Below are 10,096 nucleotides of genomic sequence, written 5' to 3'. Positions count from 1 at the left end.
GGCCCACGGTCCAAAGCCGGAGTGAGGGCACTCCGAGCCTAGGCGAGGAGCCGAGTGGTGGGGCAAGAGCCCTTTGGTTACTTTGGGGCTTTTCCAAAGTGACCCGCTGTAAGAGCGGAACCATAAGCCGCCATCACCCAAATAACGGATATACACCCAAAACCAAAACCTGGCCCAACTCTTGCTCTACCTCCTGTAACCGCACCCTCGACCCCTGTGCGGCGGAGACTCTTAGCTATGGCAATCACCCCGAATTCGCTTCTTCAGGCGGCCCCCGCGGCCAAGCCTCAAGCGCCCGCTGCCAATCCACCGGCAGTGGCTGCGGACCCGCGGGACAAGGCCCCGGGCTTCGCTCAGGTGTTCGCCAAACAGGCCCCCGCGCCCACGGCAAAACCCACCGACACCACCACCAAGTCGACCCGCGACAAGCCTGCGGACGCCAGCACCAAGCCCGCCGCCAACAACGACAAGCCTGCCGCCGGCACTCCATCGGTTGCCGATAACGGCAAGACTTTGCCTGCCACCCCGCCGGCCAAGTCCGACACCCCGGACACCACCGCCAAGACCGACGACACGGCCCCGGCAGATGACCCCACCCTGGCCCAGCAACCCCCGGTCGACCCCGCCGTCGACCCGGCGCTGATGGCCGCGGTAGTCCCCGTTCCCGTCCCGGCAACGCCAGCGCCCGTCGAAACACCGGCACCGGCTGTCGCGAAAGACGACAAGGCCCAGCCAGTGGTAGCGCCACCCGTGGCCGCCACCGACGACGCCAAGCCCGCCTTCGACCCAGAAGCCGATCCACTGGACGCCATGCCCGCCGTGCGCCTGGCCATGGAGCAGGGCGGACACGTATCTGCCAGCAGCCAAACCCCAGCCAAAGGCACGCCGGCCCCGACCCAGGATCAGCCAACTGCCGCGCAAAACTTCGCCACTGGCCTGGCCAGCATGGTCGACCAGCAAGCGTCCAAGGACAGCACCGACCAGGGCGGCGACAAAGCCTTCAGCGGCCTGATCGATGGCGGCCTCAAGGACCTGAAAGACGCCCGCAGCGACACCCGGGTCGACGATTTCGCCAATCGCCTCGCTGCACTGACCCAGGCCGCCACGCCGAAAACCGCAAATGCCCTGCCGCCGGTGGCCAACGCACCACTGGCCATGCACCAGAGCGGTTGGACCGACGAGGTGGTGAACCGGGTCATGTACTTGTCCAGCGCCAACCTCAAATCGGCAGAGATCCAGCTGCAACCGGCTGAGCTGGGCCGCTTGGATATCAGCGTGAAAATGTCCGCTGACCAACAGGCGCAGGTCACCTTCATGAGCGGCCACGCGGTGGTTCGTGAAGCGCTGGAAAGCCAGTCGGGCCGTCTGCGGGAGATGTTTGCCCAGCAGGGCATGGGCCAGGTCGACGTCAACGTGTCTGACCAATCCCGTGGCTGGCAGGGTCAGCAGGGTCAGGATCAACAACAGCAGAGCCAGGCACGCGGCGTCAGTGGCAGCGGCGGGCGGGGTGATGGGGTTGATGGTGGCGGTATCGGTGAGGTGGCAGAGGTTGCCGCGCCGGTGGTGCAGTCCATCATTGGTTCCAGTGCCGTGGACTACTACGCCTGATCTGAGAAGCGGCCCTTTTTCCAGTTGGAATCAGGTCATGTGGGAGCTGGCTTGCCTGCGATAGCGGTGGGTCAGCAACCAAGATATCGGCTGGCAGGGCCTCATCGCAGGCAAGCCAGCTCCCACAGTTGATCGGGGTTGTGAGTGAGAGAGCCGTACTCTTCCCATCTGAACTGACAACTCTGGCATAACACTTGCTCTTGCCTTTCCCCAGAACTATGAATCCCTGAATAGTGACGGATTATTGGCATGGCGAAGAGCGACGACGTAGCAACACCACCCGCAGGCAAGGGCAAGCTTAAGCTTATCCTGCTGATTGTCCTGGCCTTGTTCCTGGCGATCGGCCTGTCCGTGGGGGCTACCTGGTACTTCATGCACAGCGCCCAGAGCAAACCGGCCGCGACGGCCGAGGTCAACCCTAACGTCAAGCAACCGGCAATCTTCGAGCCGATGCTTCCGGCGTTTGTCGCCAACTTCAATCAGAACGGCCGTCAACGCTACCTGCAGGTGAGCATTACCCTGCTGGCGCGTAACCAGGCAGACCTGGATGCCCTCAAGGTGCACATGCCAGTGATCCGCAACAACCTGGTGATGCTGTTTTCCGCCCAGCCCTTCGACACCCTCGCCACCCCGGTGGGCCAGGAAATGCTGCGCCAGAAGGTCACTGCCAGCGTGCAGGAAGTGGCCCAGAAGGAAGTCGGCAAACCGGTGATCGAGCAGGTGCTCTTCACTAATTTCGTATTGCAGTAGGATCACGACATGGCCGTGCAGGACCTGCTGTCCCAGGATGAAATCGATGCGCTGCTCCACGGCGTCGACGATGGTCTGGTACAGACCGAAATGGCTGCCGAGCCCGGCAGCGTCAAAAGCTACGACCTGACCAGCCAGGATCGCATCGTCCGTGGACGCATGCCGACCCTGGAGATGATCAACGAGCGTTTCGCCCGTTACACCCGCATCAGCATGTTCAACATGCTGCGCCGCTCGGCGGACGTGGCGGTGGGCGGCGTGCAGGTGATGAAGTTCGGTGAATACGTGCACTCGCTGTACGTGCCCACCAGCCTCAACCTGGTGAAGATCAAGCCGCTGCGCGGCACCGCGTTGTTCATCCTCGACGCCAAGCTGGTGTTCAAGCTGGTGGACAACTTCTTCGGCGGTGACGGCCGTCACGCCAAGATCGAAGGCCGTGAATTTACCCCGACTGAATTGCGCGTGGTGCGCATGGTGCTGGAGCAGGCCTTCATCGACTTGAAGGAAGCCTGGCAAGCGATCATGGAAGTCAATTTCGAGTACATCAACTCGGAAGTGAACCCGGCCATGGCTAACATCGTCGGCCCCAGCGAAGCCATTGTGGTCTCCACCTTCCACATCGAACTCGATGGCGGTGGCGGCGACCTGCACGTGACCATGCCGTACTCGATGATCGAGCCGGTGCGCGAAATGCTCGATGCCGGCTTCCAGTCCGACCTCGACGACCAGGACGAACGCTGGGTCAAGGCCCTGCGCGAAGACTTGCTGGACGTCGACGTACCCCTGAGCGCCACCGTGGCCCGTCGCCAGTTGCGGTTGCGGGATATTTTGCACATGCAGCCGGGGGATGTGATTCCCGTCGAACTGCCGGAAGAACTGATCATGCGCGCCAACGGCGTGCCGTCGTTCAAGGTCAAGCTGGGTTCTCACAAAGGCAACCTCGCGTTGCAAGTGATTGAACCGATCAACCGCCGCTGATCCACATTAATTTCTGCTCCGCCGAGGACATGTAATGGCTACCGAACACGAAAACACTTCCGCCGAAGACCAGGCCCTGGCTGACGAGTGGGCGGCTGCCCTGGAGGAAACCGGCGATGTCGGCCAGGACGATATCGACGCGCTGCTGGCGGCTGATGCGGCCACCGCACCGGTGGGCAACCGCCTTCCCATGGAAGAGTTCGGCAGCGTGCCGAAGAACAACGAGCCGGTGACCCTGGACGGTCCGAACCTGGACGTGATCCTCGACATCCCGGTGTCGATCTCCATGGAAGTCGGCAGCACCGAAATCAACATCCGTAACCTGCTGCAACTCAACCAGGGTTCGGTGATCGAGCTGGATCGTCTGGCCGGTGAGCCGCTGGACGTGCTGGTCAACGGCACGCTGATCGCCCATGGCGAAGTGGTGGTGGTCAACGAGAAGTTCGGCATCCGCCTGACCGACGTGATCAGTCCAAGTGAACGCATCAAGAAGTTGCGTTGATATGAAGCGCTCACTGGTAGGACTGTTATCGACGCTGCCCTTGAGCGTAATGGCAGCAGAACCGGTCGCCCAGGCGGCCGCACCGGCGCTCGGCAGTGGCGTTGGCGGGCAACTGACCCAGTTGGTGTTGGGTTTGTTGTTGGTGGTGGGGCTGATCTTCGTGCTCGCCTGGGTGTTGCGCCGTGTACAGCGCATTGGCCCGGGCAATGCCCAGGTGATTGAGCTGGTGGGTTCGCGTGCCCTTGGCCCGCGGGACCGGCTGGTGCTGGTGCAGGTGGGCGACGAGCAGATTCTGCTGGGCATCACCCCCGGCCGCATCACCCCGTTGCACGTGCTCAAGCAGCCTGTGGAAGTGGCCCAGACCCAAGCGGCCACGCCGGAATTCGCCCAGCGCCTCATGGAGTTGCTGGGCAAGGATCAGAAGGATAAGAAGTAATGCGCGTTTTATTGACGCTCATGCTGTTGCTGGCAGCGCCGCTGGCGTACGCGGCAGACCCGTTGTCGATCCCGGCGATTACCCTGGGCACCAACGCGGCGGGCGCGCAGGAGTATTCGGTCAGCCTGCAGATCCTGCTGATCATGACCGCGCTGAGCTTCATCCCCGCGTTCGTGATGCTGATGACCAGTTTCACCCGGATCATCATCGTGTTCTCGATCCTGCGGCAGGCCCTCGGCCTGCAACAGACGCCGTCGAACCAGATCCTGACCGGCATGGCGCTGTTCCTGACGCTGTTCATCATGGCGCCGGTGTTCGACAAGGTGAACCAGCAAGCCCTGCAACCCTATCTGGCGGAGAAAATGACCGCCCAGGATGCGATCGACAAGGCCCAGGGCCCGATCAAGGATTTCATGCTGTCGCAGACCCGTTCCAGCGACCTTGAGTTGTTCGTGCGGCTGTCCAAGCGTACCGACATCGCCAGTCCCGACATGGCGCCGCTGACCATCCTGGTGCCGGCGTTCGTGACCTCGGAGCTGAAGACTGCGTTCCAGATTGGCTTCATGATCTTCATTCCGTTCCTGATCATCGACCTCGTTGTGGCGAGTGTGCTGATGGCCATGGGTATGATGATGCTGTCGCCGCTGATCATTTCGTTGCCGTTCAAGATCATGCTGTTTGTGTTGGTGGACGGGTGGGCGCTGATTATCGGCACCCTGGCCGGCAGTTTCGGTGGGGTGTAGACGATGACGCCAGAAGTAGCGGTCGACCTGTTTCGTGAAGCCCTGTGGCTGACCACCATGATGGTCGCTGTGCTGGTAGTGCCGAGCCTGTTGGTGGGCCTGCTGGTGGCGATGTTCCAGGCTGCGACCCAGATCAACGAACAGACCCTGAGCTTTCTGCCGCGCCTGCTGGTAATGCTGATCACCCTGATCGTTGCCGGCCCGTGGCTGGTGCAAACCTTCATGGAATACATCCTGCAGCTGTACGGCAGTATTCCGCAGTTGATCGGCTGACCCCGTGAATTCGATGTTGGCGTTGACCGACACCCAGATCAGCACCTGGGTGGCCTCGTTCATTCTGCCGTTGTTCCGGGTCACGGCGGTGCTGATGACCATGCCGGTGTTCGGTACCACCCTGGTACCACGCCGCATCCGCCTGTATTTCGCGGTGGCGATTACCGTGGTTATCGTGCCGGGCTTGCCGCCGATGCCGCCGGTGAATGCCCTGGACCTCAGTGCGATGATGTTGATCGCCGAGCAAATCATCATCGGTGCCTTGCTGGGTTTCTCCCTGACGCTGTTCTTCCAGGCCTTTGTGATCGCCGGGCAAATCATCTCGATCCAGATGGGCATGGGCTTCGCGTCCATGGTCGACCCTACCAACGGCGTGTCGGTGGCGGTGATCGGGCAGTTCCTGACGATGCTGGTGACCTTGCTGTTCCTGGCCATGAACGGCCATCTGGTGGTGTTCGAGGTCATGACCGAGAGCTTTACCACCTTGCCGGTGGGCAGCGGGTTGGTGGTCAATCACTTCTGGGAACTGGTGGGGCGCTTGAGCTGGGTGCTCGGTGCCTCGTTGCTGCTGGTATTGCCGGCGATCACCGCGCTGCTGGTGGTCAATATCGCCTTTGGCGTGATGACCCGGGCGGCGCCGCAGTTGAACATCTTCTCCATCGGTTTTCCGCTGACCCTGGTGCTGGGCATGGGGATTTTCTGGGTCGGCATGGCTGACATTCTCAATCAGTATCAACCGCTGGCGACTGACGCCCTGCAGTTCTTACGTGACTTGGCGCGGGCGCGGTAAGCCATGGCCGAGAGCGAGAGTGGCCAGGACAAAACAGAAGACCCCACGGAGAAACGTAAAAAGGACTCCCGGGAAAAGGGCGAGATTGCCCGTTCCAAAGAGCTCAACACCCTGGCGATCATGCTCGCCGGCTCCGGTGGCCTGCTGATCTACGGCGGTGGCCTGGCCCTGGACCTGATGGAGTTGATGCGCCTGAATTTCTCCCTGCCCCGTGAGGTGCTGCTCAGCCCGGGCGCCATGGGCCTGTACCTGCTGCACTCCGGAAAGATCGCGATCCTTGCGGTGCAACCGATCCTGATTACCTTGCTGCTGGCCGCACTGATCGGCCCGATTTCCCTCGGCGGCTGGCTGTTTGCCGCCGGCAGCATGGCGCCCAAGTTCAGCCGGATGAACCCGGGGCCCGGGCTCAAGCGGATGTTTTCCACCAAGGCCCTGGTGGAACTGCTCAAGGCCTTGGCCAAGTTCATCCTGATCCTGTTTGTGGCGTTGACGGTGTTGTCGTCCGACATCGACGACCTGCTGCGCATCGCCCACGAGCCGATCGAACTGGCGATCATCCACAGTGTGCAAGTGGTGGGCTGGAGTTCGCTGTGGATGGCCTGCGGGTTGATCATCATTGCCGCGGTGGATGCGCCGATCCAGCTGTGGGAAAGCCACAAGAAACTGCTGATGACCAAGCAGGAAGTGCGCGACGAGCACAAGGACCAGGAAGGCCGGCCCGAGGTCAAACAGCGGATTCGTCAGCTGCAGCGCGAGATGTCCCAGCGCAAGATGATGGCTGCCGTTCCCGACGCCGACGTGGTCATCACCAACCCGACTCACTATGCCGTGGCGCTCAAGTACGACCCGGAGAAGGGTGGGGCGCCGATGCTGCTGGCCAAGGGCAGTGATTTCACCGCGTTGAAAATCCGTGAGATTGCCGTGGCCAATGACATTCTGCTGCTGGAGTCGCCGGAGTTGGCGCGGTCGATTTTTTACTCCACCGACCTCGACCAGGAGATTCCGGCCGGACTGTACCTGGCGGTGGCTCAGGTGTTGGCGTACGTGTATCAGATCCGCCAGTACCGGGCGGGCAAGGGCAAGCGGCCGGATCCGCTCAAAGACCTGCCGATTCCGCCGGATTTGCGTCGGGATTCCTGAGTGTTGTAGCGCCTCTCCTGGCCTCATCGCGGGCAAGCCCGGCTCCCACATTTTGATCGCATTCTCCCGGCCAACTTGGTCAACTGTGGGAGCCGGGCTTGCCCGCGATGGCGTCCGTCCAGGCAAAAAAATCTCCTGAGTGTTCCCGCAATTGCCTATGGCAACGTTTAAGTCGCAGGCAAGGGCGCTATGTCATCCAGCACCCGATCAGCCAGCAACCGACCCATCTCAATCAACTGCGCAATCCCCAGCGCGCCTTCCCGCCGCGATCCTTCCAGTTCACAGGCAAAGTCGCAGGTCAGGGCATGGGCCGAAGCCAGTGTTTCGGTGAGGTTGACCAGCAGGTCTTCGACGGGGGGCGTTGTGGGAGGAGGAATGGCTATCTTCGATAGCGCCTTTTTCTTCTCACCAGCAACCCTAAATCCCTGTCGGACGTTTCGCCATCTCCCGTGAACGAGCTTGTGTGGCGAGGGAGCTTGCTCCCGCTGGGGCGCGAAGCGCCCCCAATAAAGCTATCGCGGTTATTCAGGCAAAACGCGTAAGCCGTTCTGGGGCTGCTGCGCAGCCCAACGGGAGCAAGCTCCCTCGCCACAGGTGATGTGTGTACGGCGCTAGCCCTTCGCTGTCCGTGAGACCGATCTGCTCCCTCAAGCAAAAGTTGGAAGGCTTCTTGCAATACCGCCTTCAGGACGCCTCCCGGCGTCAAAAGTTTGCTTCAAGGAAACGAGGAATACCGGTGGATCGCTCTCAAATGCTCAGCACGGCCCGTGGCACCCTGACTGACCTCTCGCGAGGCAATCTGGGTGTGCCGTTGTTGTTGCTGGTGATGCTGGCAATGATGATGTTGCCGATGCCGCCGTTCCTGCTGGACGTGTTCTTCACTTTCAACATTGCGCTGTCCGTGGTCGTGCTGCTGGTGTGTGTGTACGCCCTGCGGCCGCTGGATTTTGCGGTGTTTCCGACGATTCTGCTGATCGCCACGCTGCTGCGGCTGGCGCTTAACGTGGCCTCCACCCGGGTGGTGATGCTCCACGGCCAGGACGGCCACGCCGCCGCAGGCAAGGTGATCCAGGCCTTCGGTGAGGTGGTGATCGGCGGTAACTACGTGGTCGGTATCGTGGTTTTTGCGATCTTGATGATCATCAACTTCGTGGTAGTGACCAAGGGCGCCGGGCGGATTTCCGAGGTGAGCGCGCGTTTCACCCTCGACGCAATGCCCGGCAAGCAGATGGCCATCGACGCCGACCTCAACGCCGGCCTCATCGATCAGAACCAGGCTAAATCCCGTCGTCTTGAAGTCGCCCAGGAAGCCGAGTTCTACGGTTCCATGGACGGTGCCAGCAAATTCGTGCGCGGTGACGCCATCGCCGGCCTGTTGATTCTGTTTATCAACCTGATCGGCGGCATGGCAGTAGGCATCTTCCAGCACGGCATGACCTTCGGCGACGCCGGTAAGGTTTACGCCTTGCTGACCATCGGTGACGGTTTAGTGGCGCAATTGCCATCACTGTTGTTATCTACAGCGGCGGCGATCATGGTGACCCGTGCTTCGGGCTCCGAAGACATGGGCAAGCAGATCAGCCGGCAGATGTTTGCCTCGCCCAAGGCGCTGGCCGTGGCGGCGGGCATCATGGCCATCATGGGTATTGTGCCGGGCATGCCTCACGTCTCGTTCCTGAGCATGGCTGCCATGGCCGCCGGTGGTGCCTACCTGTTCTGGAAAAAGCAAAACAACATCAAGGTGATTGCCCAGCAGGAAGTGGCGCGTCAGCAGGAACTGCTGCCATCGCCGGCCCGGGCCCTTGAAACCAAGGAGTTGGGCTGGGACGACGTGACCCCGATCGACATGATCGGCCTGGAAGTCGGCTATCGCCTGATTCCCCTGGTGGATCGCAACCAGGGCGGGCAGTTGCTGGCGCGGATCAAGGGTGTGCGCAAGAAGCTGTCCCAGGACCTGGGCTTCTTGATGCCTACTGTGCACATCCGCGACAACCTCGACCTGGCGCCCAGCGCCTACCGCTTGACCCTGATGGGGGTGATCCTGGCCGAAGCCGAGATCTACCCGGACCGCGAACTGGCGATCAACCCGGGCCAGGTGTTCGGCAGCCTCAACGGGATTACCGCCAAAGATCCGGCTTTTGGGCTGGAAGCTGTGTGGATCGAAATCAGCCAGCGCAGCCAGGCGCAGTCGTTGGGCTACACCGTGGTCGACGCCAGCACGGTGGTCGCGACCCACCTTAACCAGATTCTGTACAAGCATTCCCACGAGCTGATCGGCCACGAAGAAGTCCAGCAACTCTTGCAATTGCTGGCCAAGGCCTCGCCAAAGCTGGCCGAAGAGCTGGTGCCGGGCGTGCTGTCTACCTCGCAACTGCTCAAGGTGCTGCAGGCGCTGTTGGCCGAACAGGTGCCGGTGCGGGATATTCGCAGCATTGCCGAAGCTATCGCCAACAATGCCGCCAAGAGTCAAGATACTGCCGCCCTGGTGGCCGCAGTGCGCGTCGGATTGTCGCGTGCAATCGTCCAAAGCATTGTAGGGCTTGACTCTGAGCTGCCTGTGATCACCTTGGAACCAAGGTTGGAACAAATATTGCTCAATAGTATTCAGAAGGCTGGGCAGGGCGCTGATGAAGGCGTGTTGCTGGAGCCAAGCATGGCTGAAAAGCTGCAGCGTTCGTTGATTGAGGCCGCGCAGCGCCAGGAGATGGAAGGCCATCCGGTGATCCTGCTGGTGGCTGGCCCCGTCCGGGCGATGTTGTCGCGGTTTGGACGCCTGGCTATACCGAATTTGCATGTATTGGCTTACCAGGAAATTCCTGACAATAAGCAAGTGACTATCGTCGCGACAGTAGGGCCCAACGGCTGAGGTAGTGGGA

At 61.3% G+C, this 10,096-nt stretch carries 11 protein-coding genes; 10 read left to right on the top strand and 1 reads right to left on the bottom strand.

Annotation, left to right across the window (positions count from 1 at the left end; genetic code table 11):
- Positions 1-237: 237 nt before the first annotated feature.
- The 9 genes from K0H47_RS04390 (at position 238) to flhB (ending at position 7,220) form a co-directional block, all read left to right on the top strand.
- Positions 238-1,608, top strand: coding sequence for a flagellar hook-length control protein FliK (locus K0H47_RS04390; protein WP_219272047.1), 1,371 nt, complete (start codon positions 238-240; stop codon positions 1,606-1,608).
- 249 nt (positions 1,609-1,857) lie between these two features.
- Positions 1,858-2,358, top strand: a complete 501-nt coding sequence (gene fliL, locus K0H47_RS04385) for a flagellar basal body-associated protein FliL (protein WP_017477463.1) — start codon at positions 1,858-1,860, stop codon at positions 2,356-2,358.
- 9 nt (positions 2,359-2,367) lie between these two features.
- Positions 2,368-3,336 carry a flagellar motor switch protein FliM gene (gene fliM / locus K0H47_RS04380; RefSeq protein WP_010166091.1) on the top strand — a complete coding sequence of 323 codons (969 nt, stop codon included), beginning with the start codon at positions 2,368-2,370 and terminating at the stop codon, positions 3,334-3,336.
- Between the two features lie 34 nt (positions 3,337-3,370).
- Positions 3,371-3,838, top strand: coding sequence for a flagellar motor switch protein FliN (gene fliN / locus K0H47_RS04375; RefSeq protein WP_063028102.1), 468 nt, complete (start codon positions 3,371-3,373; stop codon positions 3,836-3,838).
- A gap of 1 nt (position 3,839) precedes the next feature.
- Positions 3,840-4,274, top strand: coding sequence for a flagellar biosynthetic protein FliO (fliO, locus tag K0H47_RS04370; protein ID WP_177070635.1), 435 nt, complete (start codon positions 3,840-3,842; stop codon positions 4,272-4,274).
- On the top strand, positions 4,274-5,017 hold the full coding sequence (gene fliP / locus K0H47_RS04365) for a flagellar type III secretion system pore protein FliP (protein WP_003214554.1): 744 nt from the start codon (positions 4,274-4,276) through the stop codon (positions 5,015-5,017). The genes fliO and fliP overlap by 1 nt, the downstream gene beginning before the upstream one ends.
- A gap of 3 nt (positions 5,018-5,020) precedes the next feature.
- A complete protein-coding gene (fliQ, locus tag K0H47_RS04360) occupies positions 5,021-5,290 on the top strand; it encodes a flagellar biosynthesis protein FliQ (RefSeq protein ID WP_003214552.1) in 270 nt (89 codons plus the stop codon).
- Positions 5,291-5,303: 13 nt separating this feature from the next.
- Complete coding sequence (gene fliR / locus K0H47_RS04355) at positions 5,304-6,080, top strand: flagellar biosynthetic protein FliR (RefSeq protein WP_003214551.1); 777 nt, start codon at positions 5,304-5,306, stop codon at positions 6,078-6,080.
- Between the two features lie 3 nt (positions 6,081-6,083).
- Positions 6,084-7,220: a flagellar biosynthesis protein FlhB gene (flhB, locus tag K0H47_RS04350; protein ID WP_093207489.1), complete on the top strand. Its 1,137-nt coding sequence runs from the start codon at positions 6,084-6,086 to the stop codon at positions 7,218-7,220.
- Positions 7,221-7,387: 167 nt separating this feature from the next.
- Here the strand turns inward: flhB and K0H47_RS04345 are convergent, their stop codons facing one another.
- Complete coding sequence (locus tag K0H47_RS04345; protein WP_093210192.1) at positions 7,388-7,603, bottom strand: DUF6124 family protein; 216 nt, start codon at positions 7,601-7,603, stop codon at positions 7,388-7,390.
- Between the two features lie 368 nt (positions 7,604-7,971).
- Here K0H47_RS04345 and flhA point away from each other — a divergent pair, with 368 nt between their 5' ends.
- Positions 7,972-10,086 (top strand): flagellar biosynthesis protein FlhA, encoded by a 2,115-nt coding sequence (gene flhA, locus K0H47_RS04340; RefSeq protein WP_207198184.1) that lies wholly within the window; start codon positions 7,972-7,974, stop codon positions 10,084-10,086.
- Positions 10,087-10,096 lie beyond the last annotated feature (10 nt).

Origin of the sequence: Pseudomonas sp. Xaverov 83 (assembly GCF_019352905.1) — a bacterium.
Classification (GTDB): Bacteria; Pseudomonadota; Gammaproteobacteria; order Pseudomonadales; family Pseudomonadaceae; genus Aquipseudomonas; species Aquipseudomonas yamanorum.
Note: the sequence above shows the minus strand (reverse complement) of the source record. Positions and strands in the feature narration are given on the sequence as shown.

What these genes read in the sequence shown, in the direction of transcription:
- K0H47_RS04390 (WP_219272047.1), top strand. Translation starts at nt 238, where the DNA reads ATGGCAATCACCCCGAATTCGCTTCTTCAGGCGGCCCCCGCGGCCAAG.
- fliL (WP_017477463.1), top strand. Translation starts at nt 1,858, where the DNA reads ATGGCGAAGAGCGACGACGTAGCAACACCACCCGCAGGCAAGGGCAAG.
- fliM (WP_010166091.1), top strand. Translation starts at nt 2,368, where the DNA reads ATGGCCGTGCAGGACCTGCTGTCCCAGGATGAAATCGATGCGCTGCTC.
- fliN (WP_063028102.1), top strand. Translation starts at nt 3,371, where the DNA reads ATGGCTACCGAACACGAAAACACTTCCGCCGAAGACCAGGCCCTGGCT.
- fliO (WP_177070635.1), top strand. Translation starts at nt 3,840, where the DNA reads ATGAAGCGCTCACTGGTAGGACTGTTATCGACGCTGCCCTTGAGCGTA.
- fliP (WP_003214554.1), top strand. Translation starts at nt 4,274, where the DNA reads ATGCGCGTTTTATTGACGCTCATGCTGTTGCTGGCAGCGCCGCTGGCG.
- fliQ (WP_003214552.1), top strand. Translation starts at nt 5,021, where the DNA reads ATGACGCCAGAAGTAGCGGTCGACCTGTTTCGTGAAGCCCTGTGGCTG.
- fliR (WP_003214551.1), top strand. Translation starts at nt 5,304, where the DNA reads ATGTTGGCGTTGACCGACACCCAGATCAGCACCTGGGTGGCCTCGTTC.
- flhB (WP_093207489.1), top strand. Translation starts at nt 6,084, where the DNA reads ATGGCCGAGAGCGAGAGTGGCCAGGACAAAACAGAAGACCCCACGGAG.
- flhA (WP_207198184.1), top strand. Translation starts at nt 7,972, where the DNA reads ATGCTCAGCACGGCCCGTGGCACCCTGACTGACCTCTCGCGAGGCAAT.